The organism is Nesterenkonia flava, assembly GCF_031432335.1.
GTDB classification, from domain to species: Bacteria; Actinomycetota; Actinomycetes; order Actinomycetales; family Micrococcaceae; genus Nesterenkonia; species Nesterenkonia flava.
Map to the genome: position 1 here is coordinate 1 of NZ_JAVKGT010000004.1, position 24,170 is coordinate 24,170.

The 24,170-nt window shown below is 66.3% G+C and carries 21 protein-coding genes; 8 read left to right on the forward strand and 13 right to left on the reverse strand.

What is annotated here, in order from left to right; translation table 11 throughout:
* Window positions 1-67 precede the first annotated feature (67 nt).
* From RH857_RS02085 to trpS, 3 genes are all read right to left on the reverse strand, one after another.
* On the reverse strand, window positions 68-1,072 hold the full coding sequence (locus RH857_RS02085; protein WP_310536319.1) for a hypothetical protein: 1,005 nt from the start codon (window positions 1,070-1,072) through the stop codon (window positions 68-70).
* Window positions 1,073-1,268: 196 nt separating this feature from the next.
* Complete coding sequence (locus RH857_RS02090; RefSeq protein ID WP_310536320.1) at window positions 1,269-2,369, reverse strand: YihY/virulence factor BrkB family protein; 1,101 nt, start codon at window positions 2,367-2,369, stop codon at window positions 1,269-1,271.
* 27 nt (window positions 2,370-2,396) lie between these two features.
* Entirely contained in the window at window positions 2,397-3,446 is a 1,050-nt protein-coding gene (gene trpS / locus RH857_RS02095) for a tryptophan--tRNA ligase (RefSeq protein WP_310536321.1), read from the reverse strand.
* Between the two features lie 123 nt (window positions 3,447-3,569).
* Here trpS and RH857_RS02100 point away from each other — a divergent pair, with 123 nt between their 5' ends.
* A complete protein-coding gene (locus RH857_RS02100; protein ID WP_310536322.1) occupies window positions 3,570-5,288 on the forward strand; it encodes a thiamine pyrophosphate-binding protein in 1,719 nt (572 codons plus the stop codon).
* Between the two features lie 143 nt (window positions 5,289-5,431).
* Window positions 5,432-6,205 (forward strand): cyclase family protein, encoded by a 774-nt coding sequence (locus tag RH857_RS02105; RefSeq protein WP_310536323.1) that lies wholly within the window; start codon window positions 5,432-5,434, stop codon window positions 6,203-6,205.
* A 40-nt stretch (window positions 6,206-6,245) separates the two neighbouring features.
* Here RH857_RS02105 and RH857_RS02110 read toward each other — a convergent pair whose 3' ends face one another.
* On the reverse strand, window positions 6,246-6,527 hold the full coding sequence (locus tag RH857_RS02110; protein ID WP_310536324.1) for an Lrp/AsnC family transcriptional regulator: 282 nt from the start codon (window positions 6,525-6,527) through the stop codon (window positions 6,246-6,248).
* Between the two features lie 77 nt (window positions 6,528-6,604).
* Here RH857_RS02110 and RH857_RS02115 point away from each other — a divergent pair, with 77 nt between their 5' ends.
* The gene (locus RH857_RS02115) at window positions 6,605-9,445 is read left to right on the forward strand and encodes an FAD-binding and (Fe-S)-binding domain-containing protein (RefSeq protein WP_310536325.1); all 2,841 of its coding nucleotides are present in this window, start codon (window positions 6,605-6,607) and stop codon (window positions 9,443-9,445) included.
* 6 nt (window positions 9,446-9,451) lie between these two features.
* Here RH857_RS02115 and RH857_RS02120 read toward each other — a convergent pair whose 3' ends face one another.
* From RH857_RS02120 to RH857_RS02160, 9 genes are all read right to left on the reverse strand, one after another.
* A complete protein-coding gene (locus tag RH857_RS02120) occupies window positions 9,452-10,318 on the reverse strand; it encodes an exodeoxyribonuclease III (protein WP_310536326.1) in 867 nt (288 codons plus the stop codon).
* Between the two features lie 45 nt (window positions 10,319-10,363).
* Complete coding sequence (locus RH857_RS02125; RefSeq protein ID WP_310536327.1) at window positions 10,364-10,942, reverse strand: hypothetical protein; 579 nt, start codon at window positions 10,940-10,942, stop codon at window positions 10,364-10,366.
* 135 nt (window positions 10,943-11,077) lie between these two features.
* Window positions 11,078-11,875 carry a hypothetical protein gene (locus RH857_RS02130; RefSeq protein ID WP_310536328.1) on the reverse strand — a complete coding sequence of 266 codons (798 nt, stop codon included), beginning with the start codon at window positions 11,873-11,875 and terminating at the stop codon, window positions 11,078-11,080.
* Between the two features lie 3 nt (window positions 11,876-11,878).
* A complete protein-coding gene (locus RH857_RS02135; protein ID WP_310536329.1) occupies window positions 11,879-12,403 on the reverse strand; it encodes a hypothetical protein in 525 nt (174 codons plus the stop codon).
* A 37-nt stretch (window positions 12,404-12,440) separates the two neighbouring features.
* The gene (locus RH857_RS02140; protein ID WP_310536330.1) at window positions 12,441-12,842 is read right to left on the reverse strand and encodes a hypothetical protein; all 402 of its coding nucleotides are present in this window, start codon (window positions 12,840-12,842) and stop codon (window positions 12,441-12,443) included.
* Window positions 12,843-12,844: 2 nt separating this feature from the next.
* Window positions 12,845-14,197, reverse strand: a complete 1,353-nt coding sequence (locus RH857_RS02145) for a glycine zipper domain-containing protein (protein ID WP_310536331.1) — start codon at window positions 14,195-14,197, stop codon at window positions 12,845-12,847.
* Complete coding sequence (locus tag RH857_RS02150; protein WP_310536332.1) at window positions 14,194-14,541, reverse strand: DUF6507 family protein; 348 nt, start codon at window positions 14,539-14,541, stop codon at window positions 14,194-14,196. Before RH857_RS02150 ends, RH857_RS02145 begins: the two co-directional genes overlap by 4 nt.
* Before the next feature lie 94 nt (window positions 14,542-14,635).
* Complete coding sequence (locus RH857_RS02155; protein ID WP_310536333.1) at window positions 14,636-14,941, reverse strand: pore-forming ESAT-6 family protein; 306 nt, start codon at window positions 14,939-14,941, stop codon at window positions 14,636-14,638.
* Between the two features lie 57 nt (window positions 14,942-14,998).
* A complete protein-coding gene (locus tag RH857_RS02160) occupies window positions 14,999-15,334 on the reverse strand; it encodes a WXG100 family type VII secretion target (RefSeq protein WP_310536334.1) in 336 nt (111 codons plus the stop codon).
* A gap of 403 nt (window positions 15,335-15,737) precedes the next feature.
* Between RH857_RS02160 and RH857_RS02165 the strand changes: the two genes are divergently transcribed.
* The 5 genes from RH857_RS02165 to RH857_RS02185 are packed head-to-tail and all read left to right on the forward strand — an operon-like array spanning window position 15,738 to window position 24,107.
* Window positions 15,738-16,007, forward strand: a complete 270-nt coding sequence (locus RH857_RS02165; RefSeq protein ID WP_310536335.1) for a hypothetical protein — start codon at window positions 15,738-15,740, stop codon at window positions 16,005-16,007.
* A complete protein-coding gene (locus tag RH857_RS02170) occupies window positions 16,004-17,335 on the forward strand; it encodes an EsaB/YukD family protein (RefSeq protein ID WP_310536336.1) in 1,332 nt (443 codons plus the stop codon). The genes RH857_RS02165 and RH857_RS02170 overlap by 4 nt, the downstream gene beginning before the upstream one ends.
* Window positions 17,336-17,348: 13 nt before the next feature.
* Complete coding sequence (locus RH857_RS02175; RefSeq protein WP_310536337.1) at window positions 17,349-18,557, forward strand: P-loop NTPase family protein; 1,209 nt, start codon at window positions 17,349-17,351, stop codon at window positions 18,555-18,557.
* On the forward strand, window positions 18,554-22,609 hold the full coding sequence (gene eccCa, locus RH857_RS02180; RefSeq protein ID WP_310536338.1) for a type VII secretion protein EccCa: 4,056 nt from the start codon (window positions 18,554-18,556) through the stop codon (window positions 22,607-22,609). The genes RH857_RS02175 and eccCa overlap by 4 nt, the downstream gene beginning before the upstream one ends.
* Complete coding sequence (locus tag RH857_RS02185) at window positions 22,596-24,107, forward strand: MinD/ParA family ATP-binding protein (protein ID WP_310536339.1); 1,512 nt, start codon at window positions 22,596-22,598, stop codon at window positions 24,105-24,107. Before eccCa ends, RH857_RS02185 begins: the two co-directional genes overlap by 14 nt.
* The last annotated feature ends 63 nt before the right edge of the window (window positions 24,108-24,170 follow it).

Below are 24,170 nucleotides of genomic sequence, written 5' to 3' on the forward strand. Positions count from 1 at the left end.
CGGAATGTCGCTTACAACTACGCAGACCACCGCTTCCAACTCCCGCTACGTGCCACGTGCCGCTGAACTACTGGATGTACTGCATCAGCAGCTCGTTGAACTCATCCTCGGTGAGGACGTCCTCATCGGCGGGAGCTTCGGGCAGATCGGTCTCGTCCCAGTCGGAGAAGACCATCTCGAAGTACCCATCCTCAGCCTCTCCGGTCAGGGAGTGGATGTAGGGGTTCTCCTCATCGGCGACGATGACGAGCTCCTCGCCGTTGTTGCCCTCGTAGACCCAGACTTCCTGGCCGTCACGCTCGTCGACGGTGCCCTCGTCGTTGAAGTCCTCGCTCCAGGACTCCTCGTTGTCGAGCTCATCGAGCATGTCCTCGAAGCCGCCGAGGTTCTCGTCCTCGCCCAGGTCCAGCCAGCTGCCCTCGACCTCGGAGCGGAAGCCCTCAAAGTCGATCTGCTCCAGGTCCTGCTCGGTCAGCTGCTGCTCGAACGTATCGGCCATGGACTCGCCGGAGATGTACATCTGCTGATCGATCACCAGGGCGTTGAGGTCCATGCCGTCCATGCTGACGTCGACCTCGGCCAGGGAGCCGTCGGGGCTGCCGCGCATGACCATACTCATCTGCTCGCCGTCGAGCTGCTGCTCCAGCTCGTCCTCGGCGTCGCCGGCGTCCTCGACCTCGTCGGCGTCGGTGTCGTTGTCCGTGTCGTCCTCATCGTCGAGGTCGTCGTTGGCGGCGCCGCCGACCATGCTGATCTCGGCGGTGACGGTCACCGATTCCGCCTCGTTGGCAAGCTCACCGATGCGATCCTCGATCTCCGACAGAGCAGGCGCCTCGTCGGAGGCAGGCTCCTCGGTCTGCTCGTCAGCGGGAGCGTCGGTGTCCTCGGTCGCGTCGCCGGAGACCTCATCGGGAGTCTCGTCCTGGGTGACGTCCGCGTCGGTGTCATCGGTGCCGTTGCCGTCACCGTTGTCATCTGCGCAAGCGGTCAGAGCCAGCAGTGCGGCGGCGCCCAGTCCGGTGGCCTTCAGCCAGAGGGGGTGAGTGGTCTTGGCGGAGAGGGTCTCCGTCATGGTTCCTCCTATGGGTCTTGGCCGTAACAGTTCTGCAGACGGCCTCTGACCGTCAGCCTATACACGCCCGCCGGACCTGACCCACCTGATTCAGAGTTTTCCAGAAAGCTCCCAGGAACCTCTGTGGCAGCATTCGGTTTGACGCGTCATCGGCCAGGAAAGCTTCAGATTTCTTTGCTTAGGCCGTCCTGAGACGTCAGCGGCGGGACCGTTCTGCGTGGTCCGCTGCGGCCACGGCTCCCCAGCTGGAGGCGATGAGGTAGACGAGGCTGAACAAGTAGAAGTAAAAGAATAGGCCCAGCACCACGGCGAAGGGCCCGAGAATGGGGTTGTCGGTCTCTCCGCCCATGGCGATGAGCTCACCGGCGCCGATCCGCAGCAGGGAGGCTCCGAGGCCGGCGATGAGGGCGGACTGCCACAGAGCGGAAACCGGCATTACCAGGCGGGAAGCAACGCGCATCAGCAGGATCGCCATGATGGTGTCCAGCACGAATGCCACGAACAGGGTGATCATCGGGGTCAGGACCGCGGCCAGGCCATCAGCCTCCCACCCCAGGAACTCCAGGATGCGGTCGATAAAGATGCGGGTGCCGATCACCAGCGCCGCAGTCGTGAGGATGACGGTGCCCAGTACAAGCATGGTGCCCAGATCGCGGAGCTTGACGATCACGATGTTCTCGGCCATCAGGGGCCGGTCCCAGATGCTGCGGATCCCCGAACGCAGTCCGTGCACCCACGACAGCGACGTGAACACCGCGGCCGCCAGCGAGATGGTCAGCGCGAGGTTCAGCCCGTGGGTTGAGAAAAGCTCGCCGGGGGTGGCCAGTGCGTTGGATCCCTCACCGATCAGGCCCGGCAACGCGGTGTTGACCGCCGTCACAATCAGGTACTGGGCGTCTTCGTTGCCGCCGATGATCAGTCCCGCGATCGAAAAACCGGCAAAGAGGATCGCCGCCACGGAGAAGAACATCATGTAGGCCGCACCGGCGGCCATCACCGTGCCGTAGTGGAAGAAGAACAGGTTCAGCGCTCGCAGCGGACGCGTGCGGTTCAGGCGCGCCAACCACCAGAGTCCCAGTGCGAGCAGAACCCTGGCGGTGCCGGCGTCGTCGCGCTTGGCGCGTCCATAGGCCATGCGCGCGGTGAGCTCATTCTGTTTGAGCTTCTCCAGATGCAGCGGGTTGGTCTTGGCCTGCGCCTCCCGGCGATTGTCCAGCCGCTCCATCCCGTTCTTGGCACCGGCGACCAGGGCGCCGCTGTGCTGCGTACGGGGTCGGAGGCGGGAGGAGTAGGCCATGGGTGGTGCTCTCGCGGCTTACGCGCCTCAGGCGGGCGCTGCCCCGGGAAGGAACCCGACCTTCTCATAGGCGGCAGCTAATGTCTGGGAGGCCACTGCCCGGGCCTTCTCGGCCCCCTTGGCCAGCAGCGCGTCGAGCTCACCCGGGTCATCCAGGAGCTGGAAGGTCCGCTCGCGGATGGGCGCCACCTTGGCCACGACCGCCTCGGCCAGATCGACCTTGAGATGGCCGTACATCTTGTCCGCGTATTCAGCCTCCAGCTCGGCGATGGTCCTGCCGGTCACCGCGGAGTAGATGCTCAGCAGATTAGAGATGCCGGGCTTGTGTTCCCGATCGAACCGGATGTCGGTTCCGTCATCGGTGACGGCGGACTTGATGCGCTTGGCGATCTGCTTGTCCGTGTCGAGGATGTTGACCAGTCCGTTGGGCGATGAGGCGGACTTGCTCATCTTGGTGGTCGGCTCCTGCAGGTCATAGATCCGCGCCCCGGTTTCGGGGATGAAGGGCTCGGGAACCCGGAAGGTCTCGCCGAAGCGGTGGTTGAACCGCTGCGCGAGGTTGCGGGTGAGCTCCACGTGCTGCTTCTGGTCATCGCCGACCGGCACGCCGTGGGGCTGGTAGAGCAGGATGTCGGCTGCCATGAGCATCGGGTAGCTCAGCAGTCCTACCGAGGCTGCGTCGGCGCCGTGCTTGGTGGACTTGTCCTTGAACTGCGTCATGCGGCTGGCCTCGCCCATGCCGGTGAGGCAGGTCAGCACCCAGGCCAGCTGCGCGTGCTCGGGCACATGGGACTGGACGAACAGGGTGGAACGGTCGGGGTCGATTCCGCCGGCGATGAACTGAGCCGCCGTGCGCCGGGTCCGTTCACGAAGATCCGCAGGGTCATGAGGGACGGTGATGCCGTGCAGATCCGGGATGAAGAAGAACGCGTCGTAGGTCTCCTGGGTCTTCACCCAGTTGACCAGGGCTCCCACGTAGTTGCCCAGGTGCAGCGAGTCCCCGGAGGGCTGCATCCCTGAGAGCACGCGCGCGCCTGCAGCGGGCAGCGCGGTGGTATCGGCGGGGGCCTCGGTCATGCGGTCACTCCTTGGCGGGTGCATCGGCGCGGACGGGCAGGGCCCATCTGCGCCGCAGGTCAGGGAAATCCCTGTCAGGGTACCAAGCACGGGGGTCTGAACGAATTCTGAAAGAATCCCCCTATGACTCCTGCTGCGGCCTCCCGGCACCCCTCCCCCAGCACGCACGACGACGTCGGCTCCTCTGCTCTGACCGTGTCTGAGGCTGTGGGGAGCACCTTGGTCCGGCTCGGCGTGCGGGCCGTCTTCGGCGTGGTCGGCAGCGGCAACTTCACCATGGTCAACGCCCTGCGGGCCCACGGGGCCACCTTCACCGCCGCGCGCCACGAAGGGGGTGCTGCCACCATGGCCGACGCCTACGGCCGACTATCGGGGACGGTGCCGGTAGTCTCCACCCATCAGGGGTGCGGACTCACCAACGCGGTCACCGGGATCGCTGAGGCCGCCAAGTCACGCACCCCGATGATCGTACTCACCGCAGACACCGGTGCCGCCGCCGTGCTGTCGAACTTCCGCATCGACCAGGATGCGCTGGCCTCCTCCATCGGCGCTGTGGCCGAACGCATCCACAGCCCCGCGACCGCGGTAGCCGATACGGCCCGTGCCTTCCGCACCGCAGTCCTGGAGCGCCGGACAGTCGTCCTCTCCGTGCCCATTGACCTTCTGGCTCAGCCGGCCGGCGCGGCCCCGGTGCCCGCGGCGCCGCAGCCTCAACGCGTCCGGCCTACCGCCCACGCTGTGGAGGCCGTGGTTCAGGCTCTGCAGGCCGCTGAGCGTCCGGTGATCATCGCCGGACGCGGGGCGCGTCACGCGGGAGAAGAGCTCCTGGCCCTCGCGCAGGAGTCCGGTGCTCTCACCGCGACCTCGGCCGCCGCCCACGGGCTCTTTGGGCAGGATCCGTTTCATCTGGGCATCTCAGGCGGCTTCTCCTCGGACTTCACCGCGGCCACCATCGCAGAGGCGGATCTCATCCTGGCCTTCGGGTGTGCTCTGAACATGTGGACCATGCGCCACGGTTCGCTCATCAGTGACGGTGCCACGGTGATTCAGGTCGATGTGGAGCAGACCGCACTGGGAGCCCACCGTCCGGTGACGCTGGGAGTTCTCGGCGATGCCGCAGAGACCGCCCAGGTCGTCCGTCAGCAGCTGAGCCGCCAGGCATCCCCACCTCCCGAGGGCGGTTTTAAGCAGCGCACACCGCGCATGCGGGAGGCAGTGGCCGCTGGCGCGAGGAAGAGCACTGAAGCCTATGAGGACCTCACCGGTGACGGCGTCGTCGACCCCCGCACCCTTAGCATCGCCCTGGACCGCGCGCTGCCGGCCGAGCGGGTGGTGACCATCGACTCTGGGAACTTCATGGGGTATCCGGCCGCCTACCTTCAGGTCCCCGACGAGCGCGGTTTCTGCATGACGCAGGCGTTCCAGTCGATCGGGCTGGGACTCTACACCGCCATCGGCGCGGCGAAGGCCGTCCCGGAGCGGCTGACCGTCCTGGGGACCGGTGACGGCGGGTTTCTCATGAGCATCGCCGAACTGGAGACCGCCGTGCGCGAGGAGCTGCCGATGGTGGTGATCGTCTACAACGACGCCGCCTATGGCGCGGAGGTCCACCACTTTGAGGCAACCGCCCAGGAGATGGAGATCGTCCGGTTCCCCGAGACAGACATCGCTGCCATCGCTCGGGGATTCGGGGCCGAGGGTATGACCGTACGCGGCACGGAGGATCTGGACGCCGTCGTCGAGCGTCTTCACCGCGGCGTGGACTCCGTGCTGGTGATCGACGCCAAGATCGCCTCCGACGGCGGGTCCTGGTGGCTGGCGGAGGCGTTCAAGGGGCACTGATTCGCGGGCCGCTGGTTCGCGGGGCACTGAGCGGCCGCGGAGCAGTCACCGTCATGTGCTCGTCACACCGGTGAGCCTAGACTGGGCGCACCGGCGAATGTGACCGCCGTCTCGCACCATCGAGCACCGTATGAAGGAGCACCATGACGATCATCCGCAGCCTCGCCGAGGGACTGGCCGCAGGGAGCGTGAAGGTCATCGACCTGACGAACACGTTGTCCTCCTCCACGCCCACGCTGCGCCTGCCCGAGCCCTTTGCCAATCTCATCGACTTCAGCCTCGAAGAGGTCAGCGCGTACAACGAACCGGGGCCCTTCTGGAAGCACCACAACATCCACACCGGCGAGCACATTGGCACCCATATCGACGCGCCCGTGCACTGGGCTTCGGGGCGTGAGGGCAAGGACGTTTCCCAGATTGAGCCGGAGCGCCTGATCGGTCCCGCCGTCGTCGTCGATGTGGTCGCCGAGGTGGAGAAGAATCCGGACTTCCTGCTGGAGATTGAGCACATTACCGCCTGGGAGGCTGAGCACGGGCCCCTGCCGGAGAACGGCTGGCTGCTGCTGCGCACGGGCTGGGACAAGTACTCCGATGACCAGGAGGCGTTCCTCAACGCGGACGAAAACGGCTCCCATACGCCGGGCATCTCCGCTGAGTGCGCCAAGTGGCTGGCGGAGGAGACACCGATCTCGGGCTACGGGGTGGAGACCGTGGGCATCGACCAGGGCAACGCCGCCATGCTCGAACCGGCGTTCCCCGCCCACTACTACCTGCTGGGCAGCGACAAGTACGGCATCACCTCGCTGCAGAACCTGGACAAACTCCCGCCCACGGGGGCGCTCTTGGTGGTCTCACCGCTGCCGATCGTCGGAGGAACCGGCAGTCCCGCGCGGGTCTACGCACTGCTGGAGGGATAGACCGATCTGCCGGAACCTGGAGCGCTCAGCGACGCGAGCTTCAGTCCTCGAGCCCGAGGGCGAAGCCCGCCTCCAGGTCATCCTGCGCGTAGGTGCGGAACGCCACCATCGTCTCGGTGTCGTGGATGGTGGCGACCTTGGCGATCTTGGAGGGCACCAGCTCGTCGAGGTCTTCGAAGCGCGCAGCCTTGACCATGGCCACCAGGTCCCATTTGCCGGTGACCGAGTAGACCGCCTCCACCTCGGGGATGTTGGCGATGTCCTGAGCGGCTTCGGGGATCGCATGGGGGTCGGTCTTGATCATCACAAAGACGGTGACCATGGGGTTCTCCTTCATGTTGACGCACGTCGCGGGACCAGCTCAGACGTTGTCATTCTCTCAGGAAAGGACCAGCCGCGATGGTGAGCACCACCGAGACCCACAACGACCTCCTCCATGAGCTGCACAGCGCGGGCCTGTCCCGGGTGGACTCCTCGCCCCTGGCCCGCGGCATGTACTCCTCCGACGCTTCCCTCTACCGGGTGGTCCCCCAGGCCATAGTCCGCGCCCAGGACGTGGACGAGCTCCACGCCGCCTACGCGGTGGCCCGGGCCGCGGCCGTGCCTCTGACCATGCGCGGGGCGGGCACCTCCATCGCCGGCAACGCCGTGGGCGAGGGCATCGTGGTGGACACCCGCGACCTCAACCGCGTGCTCTGCGTGGATCCTGAGGCCCGGACCGCGCGGGTGGAGCCCGGCGTGGTTCATGCCGACCTGCAGCGGGCGGCGGCCCCGCTCGGGCTGCGCTTCGGTCCGGACCCCTCCACCCACACGCGCTGCACCATCGGTGGAATGATCGGCAACAACGCCTGCGGCTCGCGGGCCCTGGGCTACGGCCGCACTAGTGACAACGTAGTGGGCGTCTCCGTGCTCTTCGGCAACGGGGAGCAGGCCACGCTCCGCGAGGGTCGGGTCAGCGGAGACACGGCCACGACGTCGCGCCTGCGGGAACTGGCAGGCTCTCACCTGGCCCATATCCGCACCAGCTTCGGGCAGTTCGGCCGGCAAATCTCCGGGTACAGCCTGGAGCATCTGCTGCCGGAGAACGGCGGCCGGGTGGAGCGGCTGCTCACCGGCAGCGAGGGCACGCTAGGACTGCTGACCGAGGCCGAGGTGTCCTTGGTGGCTGATGAGCCCGGGCGCCGCCTGCTGGTGCTCGGCTACCGTGAGGTGGCCGAAGCCGCTGACGCGGTGCCTGCCCTGCTCCAGGCCGCACCCGGACGCCTGATCGCCTGTGAGGGCATGGACTCTCGGCTGGTTGCTCTGGTGCGCGGAGCCGGCAAACGCGTGCCCACCCTGCCGGAGGGTGACTCCTGGCTCTTCGTCGAGGTGGCCGGGGCAGATGCGCTCTCCGTGCTGGAGAAGGTCTCCGCCGCCTCAGGTGCTCTCGACACCCGGTTGATCGAGGACTCCCGCGAGTCCGCGGCCCTGTGGAAGATCCGCGAGGACGGCGCCGGTCTGGCCGGCATCTCCCTGTCCACGCCGGCGCATTCAGGCTGGGAGGACGCTGCGGTTCCGCCCGAGCACCTGGGCGCGTGGATGCGCGAGTTTGAGGCCCTCATGCGGGAGTTCGGCGTCCAGGGGTATCCCTACGGGCACTTCGGTGACGGGTGCATTCACTGCCGCATCGATTTTCCCTTCCAGCACGGGGACCCGCACAGCACCGGCGTCTTCCGCGAGTTCATGCATGCTGCGGCGGAACGACTGGCCGCCTACGGCGGATCTCTCTCGGGTGAGCACGGGGACGGCAGGGTCCGCTCCGAGCTGCTGCCGTTGATGTACAGCGACGAGTCGCTGTCTCTGTTCCGGCAGGTCAAGGCCATCTGCGACCCCCAGGATCTGCTCAACCCCGGCATCATTGCCTCCCCCGAAGCCGATCCAGTCCCGATCACAGAGAACATTCGCCCCACCCAGCCGGTGAGCATTCTGCCCTGGCCCGGGATGCGGATGACGCACGACGACGGCAGCTTTGCCGCGGCCGCGCACCGCTGTTCAGGCGTGGGCCGCTGCGTGGCGCCGCGAACCAACGAAGTGATGTGTCCGAGCTACCTTGCCACTGGGGAAGAGAAGGACTCCACCCGGGGCCGGGCCCGCATCCTGCAGGAGGCAATGGACGGCAGGCTGGTCCACGGTCTGCAGGACCCTGCTGTCCACGAGGCGCTGGACCTGTGCCTGGCCTGCAAGGGGTGCGCCTCGGACTGTCCGGCCGGGGTCGACATGGCCACCTACAAAGCCGAGACGCTCTATCAGACCCATACGGTCGGAGGCGTCCGCCGTCCCCGCAGCCATTACGTGCTGGGCCGGCTGCCGTTCTGGGCGCGGCTCAGCGCACCGCTGGCGCCCGTGCTGAATCTGGGACTGAAGATCTCTCCGCTGGCGGCAGTGGCCAAATGGGTGGCCGGGATCGATCAGCGCCGCAGCGTCCCGGCTTTCGCCGCGCGGACGCTGCGCCGGGCTGCGGGGTCCTCCCGCCCAAAGACAGGCACACCCGATGTCTGGGTGTGGGCCGATTCCTTCACCGATCACTTCTTCCCGGAATCTGGTCTCTCCGCACTGGAGTTTCTTCGTTCCCAGGGACTGCGGGCCGAGGTCATTGAGCGTCGCAGCTGCTGCGGGCTGCCGTGGATCACCACGGGCCAACTGGATCAGGCGAGGAGGCTCACGGATCGGGCCACCACAGAACTGGCGCCCTACGTGGACTCGGGGGTGCCCGTCATCGGGCTGGAGCCATCATGTCTGGCCACCCTGCGTTCAGACGCCGTCGAGCTCAGCGAGAGTGCGGAGGCGCGCACGGTAGCCGACGGGGTGCTCAGCTTCGCCGAACTGGTGAACCGGTTCGTGGACGAGGGGCGTGTGCAACTGCCGGATCTCAGCGGAATCCACGTGGTGGCCCAACCCCACTGCCACCAGGCCTCCGTCATAGGCTGGGACGTGGATCAGGCGCTGCTGGAGATGGCCGGCGCCACGGTCACCAAAGTGCCTGGATGCTGTGGTCTCGCAGGAAACTTCGGGGTGGAGAAAGGGCACTACGAGACGAGCGTCGCGGTGGCCGAGACACATCTGTTGCCCGCAGTGCGCGCCGCCGCCGAGGATCCCCGGGAGACGGTCATCCTGGCGGATGGCATGAGCTGCAAGGTGCAGCTGGCCGACCTCGCCGGGGTACGGGCCGAGCACCTGGCCCAGCTGCTGGCCCGCAGCTGAGCCGGCTCAGGGCAGCTTGTAGTCAATAACCAGCGGGGCGTGGTCCGACCAGCGCAGCGAGTAGTCAGCGGCACGGTCCACCTTGGGGTTGGTGGCCAGCTCCGCCAGCGCGGGAGTGGCCATGTGGTAGTCGATGCGCCAGCCGGTGTCGTTGTCGAATGCTTTACCGCGGTAGGACCACCAGGTGTAGGGGCCGTCCACCTCGCCGGCGAGCCTGCGGGCTACGTCAACGTAGCCGGCCTCGCCAAAGTACTTGTCGAAGTAGGCGCGCTCCTCCGGAAGGAAGCCGGAGTTCTTCACGTTGCCCTTCCAGTTCTTGATGTCGAATTCGCGGTGACCCACGTTGAGGTCGCCCATGACCAGCACGTGGTCGGTGCGCTCCGCCAGCTGGGGCAGGTACTCCAGCATGTACTGCAGGAACCGCATCTTGTGTTCCTGCCGCTCGGTCCCCACCTCCCCGGAGTGCACATAGACGCTGACCACGGTGAGAGAGGTGCCGTCGCCGAGCTCGTAGTCGGCCTCGATCCAGCGCCCATCGTCCTCCGGGTGGCCTTCTCCGATGCCGGTGCGGGTGGCCAGCGGCGCCCGCTTCGAAAGGATCGCCACCCCGGCCCGGCCCTTCTGGGACGCCTCGTGCTCGTGGATGTGCCACACGTCCCCGGTCGACTCGGCCATCTGCTGGACCAGCTTGGTCAGTGTGGCGCCGTCGGCGCGGACTTCCTGGAGGGCGAGAATGTCGATCTCACGTTCGGCCAGCCACTCCCCCATACCTTTGCGCTGGGCGGCACGAATGCCGTTGACGTTCACGCTGGCGATGCGGGTCAGTCCCTCGCCCTTGGGGTCGGTGATGACGTGCGGGCTGGTCTCAGTCACAGGGATCCTCTCGTGAAGGCGCGGGAGTGGGTCAAACAAGCAGGGTCAGCGGACAACGTCGCCGGCGATCGTGCCGTCGTCGTCGGTGCCGGACTCGCCCGAGGGGGCGTCGTCGGTCTTCTTGGTCCGGCCCACCAGATCCGCGAGCATGTCACGGCCGTTATGAGCGGTGATTTCCATAGTCTCCAGGGCCCGGTCCACCATCTCCTGGTCCGCCTGGCCACCCTTCTGGACCTCCTGCTGGATCACCCGGACCTGGACCTGCACGATCTTGAAGGAGTGGTCCAGCTTCAGGTTCCGCGCGTGAGAATCCTCATCGACGACGACAGCACCCGGGGTCTCGCCCGCCCGGCGGGCGGCTGCGTCAGCCCGGGCGGAGTCGACGGCGTCACCGATCTTGCGCGCGCCCCGACGGAACGTGAGCACCACGATCGCGGCCAGCAGCAGCCAGCCGCCGGCGATAACCACGATGATCCATCCGATGATGTCGTTCTGGTTGGCGGCGAAGACGAGGGCCACCAGCAACACGGTGATCATCACGGCGAAGACGATGCCGGTGCCGCGGCGTCCGGCGTTGCGCAGAGCCCGATCGGCTCCGGAGGGCAGGGAGGGGGCAGAACTCATGGGTGAAATTATCCCTGTCACGCTCCCCGCGCGCGAATCCCGCTGTCTGGGCCAGGCTGGACCAGTGGCGTGGGCACGCCCCCTGCTGGTTGCCTTCCCTATGCAGCTTTCGGTGCCATAAGAGTGTTCCTGAGCTCAGACGTCCGCCGGAAGCCACGACGCGATGTCATCAGGCTGGGGCAGACGAGCGGTGATCTTCGCCCAGACCACCCATCCCGCGGCGGGTTCCACGTAGTTCTTGTGGCGAAACATGCCCCGTTCGTTGAGGTGGTAGAGATAGCCTGCTGGGGTCTTGATGAAGATCAGACCGTCCTCAGCCGGCCCGTGCTCACTCAGCCATTCGGCGGAAAAGGTCACGAGTTCTGCTGACCCCAGACGCAGGCAATCTGCAATCTCCGGCGCCTGAGCACGCACCTTCTCCGCGATCTTCCGCAGGGCTTGTGCGGGCTGATCGTGACCGTGCTGGAAATCCGCGGCCTGTCCCAGCAGCTCCTCGGGGATTTCGACGCGTTCGACTCCGTGACGGGGCGAGGGCCGCGGGCCGATGTCGACCATATCCAGCAGAGTGCGGAACATCGAACCACCCAGTTCGCCCTGCAGTGCCACGTGGCCTGCGCCGTCGGGCTCGGTGTAGAGCACGCCGTGGGCGCTCAACCACATGTAGCGCGCGGTGTTCTGGCCCGTGGAGAGGTCAGTGCGCGCCACCACCATGGCCGCTCGCTGTTCCGCGAAGGCGTGATAGAGGAGTTCGAAGACCGGGGTGGGCCGGCCGTCAGTGAGAAGCGGCTGCCCCTGAGCATCGCTCAGCTCCGTCAGGTGGCCCGTGCCGCCTGGGCTCAGAGACAGCATCAGCTCCTGCAGCTGATGCTCCGTGATGATCACCCTGTCGGTGGCCGCGGATGCTTCTGCCCCGGGGCGCGTGGTGTTGTTCATGCGTCAGGCGCTCCTTCCATCGGGCTTCCACTCCAGGAGGCCGGCCAGGGACCAGGAAGCGTCGGCCAGGACCGGGAGATCAGAAGCAGGAAACGTCACGGTCATGGACAGCTCGACTCCCGCCCGGCGGGCGGCCCACTGGTGCATCATCAGGGGCACGCCCTCCTCATTGGTGTAGTACGCGGCGCGCATGATGCCCGGAACGGGTTCACCCTCACCGTCTTCCCGTGCCACGGTGCCGAAATCCGCGAAGTCCAGGTGAATGAGCCGATAATCCTGGAGCTGCCGACTGAAGGTCTCCTCCAGGGACTGCTGCGTGGCAAGTACGGTCTCAGGGGTGGCGTCGCCGCTGCCGGACCAGGACGACTGCGTGAGGACAATGTTTGGGTGGAACCCATTACCCCACCCCTGGGTATCCCTGGCCAGCACCAGACCGGAATCGATCCCGGAATCGTCCACCTCCCACGATGGAGGCAGCTCCAGAGAGTAGACCAGCGGAGGTCTCGTATATCTCTGTGTGGTGTTCATGCTTCACCGCGCTTTCGCTTGGGGATCACGTTCGGTATCACACTTCCTGCCGGCGCTTTTCACGACGACGACGCCTCATGTCGCGTTCTCTACGCGCCTTCTCCCTGGCCCTGGGCGGAACCAGGAATGGGATGGCAGGGTAGAGAAACCCTGCGCCCAGGCCGTGGAGGGTCGCGAGGATGCCAAGCACCATTCCTACGAAGAGCACGCCGGCGATCACGTCTCCGACAAGTCCTGTCCCGCCGAGCACGCCCAGCTGATCCAGGGCCCCTCCCCAGCCCAGAACGGTGAAGAGCGCGAACAAAGACGGCAGGAAAGAGGGGTGGAGGCTGAGCGTGACACCCGGAGACGGGGGGCCCATACCCACGGGAAACTTCCATGTCAGCACTGCCAGCGCCGGAGCCCCGAGGGCGATCAGCACAAAAACGACGGTGTCCATTCCTAGCCTCCGAACAGGGACTTGACGCCGTCTGTGATGCTGCTGACCGCGCCTTTTGCCAGATCGCCCACTTTATCGCCGACTGCTCCACCGGCCATCCCGCCTATGACACCGCCGACGATACCGCCGACCACGGTGCCTGCCGGCCCGAGGGCGGTACCGATCGCAGCACCAACCGCGGCTCCGCCCTTAGCACCCGCCCAGGCGCCCGCGGTCGTCGCCGCAGCGTCCACTGCGGCGCGGGCACCCTTCTCGGCGCCGTGCATGGAGGGATGTTTGGCGCTGTCCTCATTCCAGCTTCCGACAAAGGAAGTCGCCGCAGTCAGGACGCTGCCGGCACGGCCGATCCATTTGCCCGCGGTCGACCAACCCTTCATGCCGGGGCTGGGCACCTTGTTCTTGGGATTCAGATTCGCCAGGGTGCGGCGAAGGACATCCTTGGGTCGCAGGTTCTTGCCCAGGTTGGCCAGAGTGGGGCTCGCGGCCAGGGCGAAGGGATTGCCGGGATCCGCTCTGCTCATCCACTGTCCCGCGTTCGTGACCTTGGAAGCGTCCCAGCCGGTCAGCCTGTTGACCAGACCCGACGAGGTGGAATTGGCGTTCGCGAACTTCTGGACCAGTCCCGGCATCCATCCCTGCCGCGCCATCGTGCGGGAGGCACCGAGAAGCGGCCCCGCCACCGTGTGGGCACGACTCACCCAGCTCTGCACGCTCGAAGCAACGCCCAGACCCACCGTGGCGGCCGCCCAGCCCGAGTCGTGGAAGGTGTAGTCCTCGTGCGTTTCTTCCGCGACGTCGGCCTCCCGCGCCCCCTCGGGGGAACTGCGGGTCTGGCTCGCCGAGGTGGTGATGCCTGCCAGCGACTGGGCACAGGTGTTCTGGGCTTCGTCCTTAGCCGCAGCAAGATTCCGGCACCGCTGCTGCAATTCGGTGATGCGTTCTTCGCGAGCCGCCCAGTCGGTGTCTTCAGCGCCAGCCACCCCGGTGGTTTCGAACTCGCGGATGTCGTTCAGAAGCCGGGTGCGCTCGGTGCGCAGGTCCTCCAAGGACGCGGCATAGTTGCTGAGAGCCACTTGCATCAGCTGACCCGCACTGCTGAGCTCGCGGGCTGTGGTCACCGGCGAGATAAAGGCACTCTGCAGCAGCGGCGTCTCAGCAGCCTGCCACTGGGCCGTGATCTGCTGAAAGGCGCTCTGAGCCGCCTGCATCCGCGTCAAGACATCTGTCGCACCACCCGAGAGTGCACGTCCCGCAGCGCGGACTGCACCGGGGTCATCGAGGTCCACGACGTGAAAGAGTCCCTGCCCCGGGCCTTCGCCGGAGGCCGGTCCGGAGGTCACCATGGTGGTCGTCATGAGCACACCCCCGGCATATCAGGAGCCTGCACCTGTGAAGCCGCTGTCTGCCCCTGCTGGCCCATTTGCTGATCTCCTGCAGCGTAGGCGTTCAGCGCGACGCTGCTGTTGCTGGTCACACTGCGGGCCTGCTGCAGGGCAGTCTGGCCGGTAGGGTTCAGCACCTCGTCCAGGCACTGCTGGATACCCGCGGCCACCACTGCGCTGTGGGGCAGCGCCGCAATCACCTGTTCGGCGTGCCATGCAAGCCGCCCGACGGTCTCCTGGCACTGGTCGACGCTCGTGCCGGTTGATGACACCGTCTGGGTGGCCTCTGCATGGTGAATGTCAAACTTGAGCACCATTACCGCTTACCGCCTCATTGTCATCTTCTGGTGGACCCGGTGGGGCGCCGACACTGCCCGGCAGCTCGGCGCCCCACCGCCATCGGTCGGATCATCAGCCGATGGACTGGATGGCCTGCATGGTCTTCTGCTGCGTGTTCTGAGCAACCTGATCGTTGTCGATCAGCGTCTCGCGCACCAGTGAAATGATCGCCTTCACCTCATTTGAGGCGCGGCTCCAGCGGCTTTCCACCGCGTGATACTCGGCGTCTGCACCATCCATCTGGAAGTCGCTGAGCGCTTCCATGACCTGCTGGTCACGCTCGGCGATCAGGCTCTCGAGGTTGCTGACGGTGCGCTGAATGTTGCCCTGCACTTCGGCAGAGGTATCGGTGTTGAACGAAATTCGGTCAAGGGACATGACGTTCTCCCTCCTCGGGGATTTGCTGCGTATAAGAACTGGCTAGGGGCGCTCGGGTCAGCGGATGGAAGAGAAGCGAGCAGAGTCGAACGCGGCGGAGCCTTCGTGCCGCTGCGCCGTGTCCTGGAAATCCTGGTCACCGGTCTGCGTTGCCAGGTCCATCTGGCCCTGTCCCTGGTTCACCATCGCCAGGGCCTGGTTCAGATCATGAGCGACTTCGTCGACGCGAGATTTGAAATTGTCGAAGGCTGCCCGACCCGCACCGTTGAAGTTGCCCTGCAGCGGTGCCACAGAGTCCACGAGCTGGTGGAGCAGGGTGGTGAGCTCATCGGATGAGCCCTGAGTACGTTTCGTCAGGGTGTTCAGTGTGGTTGACCCCATGTCGAACTTCATGGCGATCCCTCCTCAGTTAGGGTTCTGTGCCGTTGTGGTCTCTACCGACAGGCCTTCACCGCAATGGGGTCAGCGAACCTGCCGCGATACAGAACACGAGATCAGCCTTGATGCAACCTTAGATTCCGGGAAGAGTTTTCGGGAGGTTCAATTTTGAACTTCCAGGCTGCCGAAAACACCAGGTCAGACGGCCTGAGGATTATTTCACAAGTGAACTTCCTCTCCCACAGAGTCGCCCCTTCCTCCACATCCGGCTAACACCCGAAGAATCCCGTGGTGACGTCAAGCTTTCTTTGAGGTTTCCCGGATTGGGTTATCCAGGGCGTTGCGGAGCGAGCAGCGCCGGCAGAGTCACGATGACAGCGCCGAGGGGCGCACATCACCACACAGGAGGAACGGCCTGGTGATCGACTACGACCAGCAGATTCTTGAATCTGTTGCCGTGCGCCGCAATCGGCTCCTGCGAGCCCTGCTCTTCAGCGACCAGCGACGCATCCGCAGGTACGACGACGGCATCAAGCAGATCCTCATCAGTGCCGTTGTGGCCGCAGTCCTCTGCGCCGGCTGCGTCGGCTTCTCATTCCTGACAGATATGTTCGCCGACTACCAGCAGCAGCGGAACCCAGTGCCTGTCCAAGCTCCTCCCACGAGCACCGAGGCGGTGGAGCCGTGAGCGGAGACTACACACGCGTGACCATCGCCGCCGGGTCCCGCAACATTGAAGCGCTGCTCCCCTCCCGCCGCCCTGTCGCGGCTCTGATGCCCGAGATTCTGCGCATGAGCAGGGCTGAGGGCACCGCGGGAGATCCGCGACGCCTGACCCTCACCCCGCCCGGCGGACCCAGCCTTCTCCCGGAGCAAAGCCTCGAGGCCGCCCACGTTCGCGACGGCGCCCTGCTGATGCTGGACCAGCAGCAAGAAGCTGTGCCGCGCCCTCTGGTCTATGACCTCTCTGAGGAGTCTGAAGACCCGGAGACTCGGGTCTCCGACGAGCTCACCTGGCAGATGTCCCGACTGGGCAGCATCGGAGTAACACTCGTCGCCGGCGTCGCCGCTCTGCTGTTCCTAGCTGAGGACGGTCTGCCGGGCCACGATTCCCTGTGGCCCCTGGGCCTCAGCGCGCTCTGCCTGGCGGTTCTCGCCGCACTGCCCTCCACGCTCCTGAACGCCGACGCCGAGCTGCTCATCCTCAGTGCCGCCACTCTGCTGGTGGCCTACCGGTGGGGTTGGCCCGACTGGCCCTATGCGGAGTGGCTTCCCGCCCTGTGGCTGGTCTGCTCGCTATTGGCCTGGCTGAGCTACCGGCGGCGAGCGCTGGGAGCACTGATGTGCGCCTCGGCAGCCGTCCTGCTGGGGCTCCTGTGGTGGGGCACTGCACAGCTGGTGACCCACGAGCATGAGGTGGCTGCAGTGACCGGCATCGGCAGCGTGATTCTCCTGGGGTGGGCGCCGCGGCTGGCACTGATGCTCTCCGGCATGAACCGCCTCGATGACGCCATCGCCGCGGGCGGTCGTCCTCAGCTCCCCGAAGCAGAGAGGGCTTACCGTAATGCCCACGCAGGCCTCGCAGCCGCGGTAGTGCTCTGTGCCGTCTCCATGCTGCTTTCCGTGCACCTCATGCTTCTTTCCCCAGCCAGCCGCGAGGCCGCCCCGGCGGGCTGGACACTGGCCCTGGCGGCACTGCTCACGGGCATCACGGCGCTCCGAGCCCGGTCCATGCCGCTGGCGGTCGAACGTTCGATCCTCATGACCCTGGCCCTGGCCGCTGCCGTACTCCTGGGATTCCGCGTTCTCGACAGCGCTCCGCAGTGGTTGCTGGTGCTGCTCGCCGTCCTGGTGTGCCTGGTCGGGCTGACCAGCCGGATCATCCCCCTCCCAGAACATGTCAGGGCACGGCTGCGGGTCATCGCGCGCCGGTTGGAACTCCTGGCCACGATCGCCCTTCTGCCCGTGGGCCTGGGCGTCTTCACGATCTATCCGCAGCTGCTGGAGACCTTCTAGAAGGGGTGGACCGATGAACGTCGACAAGCACAGCTCCCCGGACGGAGCCTCCGAGCCAGCTTCCTCGCCCGAGGCCTTCCCCCGCTTCCCCGGAGCCTCCACGGAGAGACAGTCCGCACCGACGAGCGGGTTTCCAGGCGCTACGACGGCGACCCCGGAAACCGGCGGGGCGCAGGACGCCTCCCACAAGGTACCCGAACAAGCCGCTGCCCCCTACGCGGGAACCCGACACGAGGCGTGGACGCGGCCGACGACGGACACCGAAGGCCCAGCCGATTCGCAGGCAAAACTTTTCAGCAGGGAACGTCGTCACGGCGATTACCTCGCAGTGCGCACGTGGCGAACGGCACGCCGGCTGGTGACGGCAGACAGCTTTCCGGAGCGATACGCGGAAGCGATCCGTCAGTGTCAGCAGCCGGTGTCCACCGGGCGTCGGCTCGGCATCGTCAGCGCCGGAGGGGGCACCGGGAAATCCACGGTAGCAGCGGCGCTGAGCCTCCTTTTCGCCTACGCCCGCATCGACCACATTGCGGCTCTGGACCTCTCCGACGCACCCAGCGGACTCAACGCTCGGATGCCGGCTGAAGGACCTGAGCTTTCCCTGGCCGAGGCCGCTCAGCACGCGGCCCGTGTTGGGGACCCCGCTGAGTCGCTGCGGCGCGTCTCGGCGTCGCTGTCCCCCGCCCTGCACAGGATCTCGGCTCACCGCCACGAACCCTCCCTGGACGCCGAAGCCATCGGATCGCTGTATCAGCTGCTCAGCCGCACCTGTGCCGTCTCCCTGGTGGAGATCCCCTCCGCACTCGTAGCCGACTGCCCCCAGGCGCTATCGCAGCTCCACGCCGTGTGTCTGGCCACGGCCCCCACATCCGCCGGTGTCGAGGCAGCGGGCACCCTGCTCTCCTTCCTCGACACCGAGGCGCCCAATGTCCCGGTCATCCCGGCACTGGTCAACGCGCAGCGCACCGCCGCAGCCGACCGAGAGATCGCTGCCCACGAATTCTCCCGCGCTCTCTCCGGCCAAGGACGGAAGATCAAGGTCCAGCGCATCGGCGCAGACCGCCACCTGGCCACCGGAGGGCGAATCTCCCTGCAGCGCATCGGAGAGGCCCGCCGCCTGCAGCTGGCGCATCTGGCCGGCACGCTCCTGAGCCTGGCAACGGGCCATCACACCCCTGCTGCGGCTGGCTCCGCAGCCGATCACGCGGGGAACCGGGCATGAGCAGCCGGACATCCACTGCGGAAGGCACCAGTACCCGCCTGGTGCACCGTCCGTCACGCACCACGACGCCGGCACGTCCAGCAGAGACCGCTCACCTGCAGCCCCCGCCGGCTCTCGAGGATGACGGCTCAGGCGGCGGCATGGGCTTCATCGCCCTCATCCCGCTGCTGGGAGCGGGCGCCTCGATGACGGTCATGATGCTCTTCCGAGGCTCTCCCTTCGCAGCCGTGGGGGCTCTCATGATGATCGTGGCCGTGCTGGGCGCCGTCGTCATGCTCTTCACCCAGCGGGGCAAAGCGGCCCGACGCCGGCGCACCATGCGAGACATGTACCTGGAGTACCTCGAGGACCAGCGTCATGTCTTCCTCACCGAAGAGCGCACACACCGCGAACGCGCTCAGGCCAGTGATCCTCTGCCCGAGGCCCTGTTTACACTGATCGAGAATCCGCACCGGCTGTGGGAGCGGCGCCGCGGGCACGAGGACTTCCTCCGGATACGCTTCGGAACTGGCACCGCGCCCATTCGACGCATCGTGACCGAGGACCAGCAGGACGCCGCCCAAAGGGTCGACGCAAACCTCCAGCAGCAGCTCGATGTACTCGTCACGCGCTTCTCCCAGGCTCCCAACATGCCCCTGCTTTTGAGCCTGAGCAGACACCACACCATCTCCGTAGTCGGGGACGAGGAGTTCGGACGGCAGGTGGTGCTGCATCTGCTGCTCAGTGCCACGGCTCTGCACAGCCCGGAGGACCTGCAGGTCGCCGCCTGCGTCCCCGAGGATCTCTCCCACGACTGGCACTGGCTGGACCTGCTGCCGCACATCCTGGATCAGTCCCGGCCCAGCGGATACGGGCCGCTGCCCCGCATCGCGCCCACGATGGAGGACCTGCGGGACCTCCTGCACGAGGAGATCAGCAGTCGCTATCAGCGCTTCGCCGAGCTGCGAAAGAACTTCCTGACCAACACTCCCCGACTCGGACAGGCTCGCATGTTCGTCCTGGACATGGAACACGGCCGCCAGGTGAAGAACCTTCCCCTTCCTGACAGCTCTCTGACCAGTGACGACCTGGCCATCACCGCGGTACACCTGGTGCCGGAGCAGAGGGACGAGCCCGACCTGGTGTCCCTGCGCATCTCCCAGACGGACGGGGGCTTCCGCATCGAGGACTACACCGAGGATCCGCTGAATCCGGCCACACTGACCGGTGTGCTCACGCATGTGCCGCTGGCCACCGCCGAGGGTCTGGCCCGCCAGCTGGCACCCCTGCGCCTGTCTCCCGATTCGATGGAGCACGACGACGACGTCACCGCCGAGCGCTTCACCACCTCCCTGGGGCTGCGGGACTTCAGCCGCCATGACCTGGACCGCCTCTGGAAGCCCCGGCAGGCACCCGACTTCCTCAACGTGCCCATCGGCACCGATGAAGACGGCCGGCCCGTGCGACTGGACCTCAAGGAGTCTGCCCAGCACGGTATGGGTCCGCACGGCCTGTGCATCGGCGCGACCGGTTCGGGAAAGTCCGAACTGCTGCGCACGCTGGTTCTTGCCCTGGCGGTCACCCACCCGCCCGAGGAGCTGAACATGGTGCTGGTGGACTACAAGGGCGGAGCGACCTTCGCACCGTTTGAAGGAATTCCCCACGTGGCGGGAATCGTCACCAACCTCGTGGATGACTCCTCTCTGGTCGACAGAATCTACTCCAGCCTTGAGGGGGAGGTCCTACGGCGACAGTCGGTGTTGAAGGAAGCGGGCAACATCGCCAACATCACCGACTATCACCTGCTGCGCCGGGAACAGCTGCGCAGCGGTGAGCAGGCGCTGCCGCCCCTGCCGCATCTGTTTGTGGTCATCGATGAGTTCGGCGAACTGCTGACCGCCCAGCCGGACTTCATCGACCTGTTCATGTCAATCGGGCGCATCGGTCGCTCCATCGGCGTACATCTGCTGCTCTCCAGCCAGCGCATTGAGTCCGGGAAGCTCCGGGGTCTGGAGACCCATCTGTCCTATCGGCTCGGCCTGCGCACGCTCTCCGAAGGGGAGTCCCGCACGGTGCTCGATACTCCGGACGCCTTCCATCTGCCCCCCGCCCCCGGCTACGGCTACCTGAAGGTCGACACCACGACCTATACCCGCTTCCGCGCCGGGTACGTCTCCGGCCCCCTCTCCGAGGAGACGCAGGCGCCGCAGCAGGAGGGCGCGCACACGCGGGAGCCCGTGCCGGCGCCCTTCTACGCCGAGCGCGCCCTGGAGATGCTCAGCGCACAGGAACGGGACGAAAGCGCTGTGAACCGGCAGCGGAACAGCGACAAGCGGCCCAATGATCCCACGGTGCTGTCCACCATCGTCGAGCTGATGCGAGAAGCCGACAGGGCCACGCCGCCGATCTGGCTGCCGCCCCTTCCCGATGAGCTGAGCCTGGATCAGGTCTTCCCCCATGGACTGCCCGGTGAATCGTCAGCGTCCCAGCCCGCCGCTGGGGAAGCACTGAGAATCCCCATCGGCCTGCTCGATGACCCTGCCAAGCAGTGGCAGGGCGTCTGGAAGCTCTCCCTCTCCCGATCGGGCGGACATCTGATGGTGCTCGGCGCACCGTCGACGGGAAAGAGCCTCACGCTGCGCACCATCGCGCTGTCGCTGGCGATGACTCACTCGGTCCGCCAGGTCAGTCTCTACGGCATCGATTTGAAAGGCTCATCGCTTGTACCGCTGGATGCCTTGCCCCACAGCGCAGGATTCACCGGACGTACGGCCCGGGAAGCCGTGCGGCGCACCGTCGAAGAAGTCTCCGATCTGCTGGAGGAGCGCGAGCAGATCTTTGAACAGCGAGGCATCGACTCCCTGGAGACCATGCGCACCATGATGGCCAGCGGAGCGCTGGAGGAGATCGACGTCGCCGACGTCGTCCTGTTCATCGACGGGTGGGGTGCCCTGGCCGAAGACTTCGCGGAGATCCAGGAGTCGGTGCATTCGATTCTGGCCCGCGGCGGCAGCTACGGCATCCACATCATCACCACGGCCACGCGGTGGAATGAGGTACGTCTGGCCCAGCAGTCCTTCTTCGGGAACCGACTGGAGCTTCGGCTCACCGAGCCCTCCGAGTCCGGACACGGCCGCAAAGTGGCCCAGAAGGTGCCCGAGAACAGACCCGGTCGAGGACTCGACCCCAGCGGTCTCCTGGGGCAGATTGCGCTGCCGCGGCTGGACGGCCTCGCCGATCGCAGCAACCTCGGGGAAGGGCTCGAAGAGGCCGCCGCCCGCGTGGCGGAGAAGGAGCAGCAGCGCACCTCGCGCCGCGTTCGTCTGCTGCCGCAGACACTCTCGGTGGATCAGCTGCCTGCCCCCAGCAAGCCCGGAGAGATCTCCTTCGGTCTGATCGAACGTGACCTGAGCCCCAAGATGCTGGACATCACCGGCCCCGATACACATCTGCAGATCATCGGCGACGAGCAGTGCGGCAAGACCAGTCTGCTCAAACACGTGGCGGCTACCCTCGTTGAACAGTACAGTCCCAAGGAACTGGTCTTCGCGATCTTTGACCCCCGGCGCCGGCTGCAGAACCTTGTCCCCGAGGACTATCTCGGGGGCTACGCGAACTCCGCGGTGCTGGCCCAGAAGCTCGCCGGCGCGGTCTCGAAGGAACTCGCGGGCAGGGTACCCGACGATCCCCTGACCGCTGCCCGGTCGCAGGAGGTTCCGCTGCCGCGGATCGTGCTGCTAGTAGACGACTATGACGTTCTCAGCGCCGGAGGCACCTCTCCGCTGGCGGCGTTCAGCGAGTACCTCGCCATGGGCGCCGAGATTGGGCTCCACAGCTTCGTCACGCGCAAGACCAGCGGCGCGGCGCGCGGCATGTTCGATCAGTTCTCCGGTGCAGTGCGCGATGCCGGCGGTGCCGTCTTCCTCATGGACGGGGACCGTTCCGAGGGTCCGATCGTCGGCAATATTCGAGCCCGACACCAGCCGCCCGGACGCGGACTCTTCATCCGTACGGGACGCACACCTGAAACCATCCACACTGTCCTGCGGGAGGAATTTGATGAGCACAGCTGAGACGACCACCCCCGGTACGGCCCCTATGGTGGCCGAAGTGATCACGCCTCAGCAGGTGCTGATCAACGGTCAGTCCCACACCGTGCCGGAGGGCAGCAATCCCTACCAGCTCGTGATTGAGCAGGCACGCGCCCTGGCTGCAGCCCACGGGGAACCCGCAGTGGTCCACGGGCTGGACCGGGTTCGTCACGAGCAGAGCTGGTTCTCCGTCTCCGCCGACGGTGAGATCGTCACCCTGCCCACGCCGCCGGCGCCGGTTCCGGCGCCGGGTTCGCCCAGCACTTCGCTCCCTCCCGGCGAGCACGGCAGAGCTGATCAGCGCAGAGCAGGTACAGGCCCCGTGGCCGAAGGCGAGTCCAGCGTCCGTGAGTCCGCTGAGTCCGGCGAGGCCTCCGGAACCACCGCACCGGGTCCGGCGCGGGCAGCCGTACCGCCGCGGGCCACTGAGCAGCAGCAAGCACCGGGGCAGTTTTCGTCCCGGTCTCCGGCGGGCTTCGGTGCTGGCTCCCCAGGACCCCCGCATCCGGCCGAACAGCATCCGCCGGCGCTGAGCCGGGCTGAGCGCCGGCGGCTGCATGAGGAACAGAGCCGCCAGCACTTTGTCACGCCTCCCCGGGAGCGGCCGCAGTCGGGATTCCGGCGGTTCCTCTACGACGTCTCATGGGGTGCCATCAACATCGGGCCCACGCAGAAGCAGCAGCGGGAACGCAGCATTGCTGATCGCATCTCACGCCCGCTGGTCGGAAGTCACAACACCGCCGTCCTGTCGCTCAAGGGCGGAATCGGCAAGACCTCCACCACCGTGGGGGTGGGCCTGACTCTGGCCCGCTACCGCGGCGATATACCGTGTGCCATCGACGCGAACCCGGACTCGGGTGACCTGGCCGAGCGGGCGCTCGGAGAGCGAGCCTTCCACGCGGAGAGGCCCCGAACGATCACCGACCTGCTCAAGGACATCGAGGAGGTGGATTCCCTCACGACTCTGCAGAGCTACATTCGGCAGTCGGAGCGGCTCCATGTTCTGGCCGGAGAGCAGGACCCTGCCGTCTCAGACAGCCTGACCGGCCAGGAGTGGCGCAAGATCCACCATGTGTTCTCTCAGTACTACTCCGTGGTGCTTACCGACTGCGGCACGGGCGTGACGCACGCTGCCATGGAGGGCATTCTCGAGACCGCAGACAACCTCATCATCGCCGCAAGCTTCGCGGTCTCAGGGGCGCAGCGAGCAGTCCAGACCCTCCACTGGCTCAACAGTCACGGCTATGAGCACCTGGCCCAGCGTTCGGTGGTAGTGATCACCGACAAGGACAACGTCTCCGAACGTGTGAACAAGCAGGCCATCCAAGATAGCCTGCGCGGGCTCTGCCGCCAGCTGGTGATTGTGCCCTTCGACCGAGCCGTCGTCGACGGTGACCGTATCGACCTCGACCTGCTGAAGGAGTCCACCAGGGAGGCGTACATGGAAATTGCTGCCGCGGTGGTGGACGGGTACCAGTGATCAGCGCAGGCTCCGCGAGCGCATGCCCTCTAGGATGGAGAGGACAGGCCCCGTCCCCTGGAG

Bases quoted from the DNA above. Each gene is read 5' to 3' on its own strand.
- trpS (WP_310536321.1), bottom strand. From the start codon at position 3,446: ATGACCGAGGCCCCCGCCGATACCACCGCGCTGCCCGCTGCAGGCGCG.
- RH857_RS02160 (WP_310536334.1), bottom strand. From the start codon at position 15,334: ATGAAGTTCGACATGGGGTCAACCACACTGAACACCCTGACGAAACGT.
- RH857_RS02155 (WP_310536333.1), bottom strand. From the start codon at position 14,941: ATGTCCCTTGACCGAATTTCGTTCAACACCGATACCTCTGCCGAAGTG.
- RH857_RS02100 (WP_310536322.1), top strand. From the start codon at position 3,570: ATGACTCCTGCTGCGGCCTCCCGGCACCCCTCCCCCAGCACGCACGAC.
- RH857_RS02125 (WP_310536327.1), bottom strand. From the start codon at position 10,942: ATGAGTTCTGCCCCCTCCCTGCCCTCCGGAGCCGATCGGGCTCTGCGC.
- RH857_RS02130 (WP_310536328.1), bottom strand. From the start codon at position 11,875: ATGAACAACACCACGCGCCCCGGGGCAGAAGCATCCGCGGCCACCGAC.
- RH857_RS02150 (WP_310536332.1), bottom strand. From the start codon at position 14,541: ATGGTGCTCAAGTTTGACATTCACCATGCAGAGGCCACCCAGACGGTG.
- RH857_RS02140 (WP_310536330.1), bottom strand. From the start codon at position 12,842: ATGGACACCGTCGTTTTTGTGCTGATCGCCCTCGGGGCTCCGGCGCTG.
- RH857_RS02110 (WP_310536324.1), bottom strand. From the start codon at position 6,527: ATGGTCACCGTCTTTGTGATGATCAAGACCGACCCCCATGCGATCCCC.
- RH857_RS02105 (WP_310536323.1), top strand. From the start codon at position 5,432: ATGACGATCATCCGCAGCCTCGCCGAGGGACTGGCCGCAGGGAGCGTG.
- RH857_RS02145 (WP_310536331.1), bottom strand. From the start codon at position 14,197: ATGACGACCACCATGGTGACCTCCGGACCGGCCTCCGGCGAAGGCCCG.
- RH857_RS02090 (WP_310536320.1), bottom strand. From the start codon at position 2,369: ATGGCCTACTCCTCCCGCCTCCGACCCCGTACGCAGCACAGCGGCGCC.
- RH857_RS02185 (WP_310536339.1), top strand. From the start codon at position 22,596: ATGAGCACAGCTGAGACGACCACCCCCGGTACGGCCCCTATGGTGGCC.
- RH857_RS02175 (WP_310536337.1), top strand. From the start codon at position 17,349: ATGAACGTCGACAAGCACAGCTCCCCGGACGGAGCCTCCGAGCCAGCT.
- RH857_RS02135 (WP_310536329.1), bottom strand. From the start codon at position 12,403: ATGAACACCACACAGAGATATACGAGACCTCCGCTGGTCTACTCTCTG.
- RH857_RS02115 (WP_310536325.1), top strand. From the start codon at position 6,605: ATGGTGAGCACCACCGAGACCCACAACGACCTCCTCCATGAGCTGCAC.
- RH857_RS02085 (WP_310536319.1), bottom strand. From the start codon at position 1,072: ATGACGGAGACCCTCTCCGCCAAGACCACTCACCCCCTCTGGCTGAAG.
- eccCa (WP_310536338.1), top strand. From the start codon at position 18,554: ATGAGCAGCCGGACATCCACTGCGGAAGGCACCAGTACCCGCCTGGTG.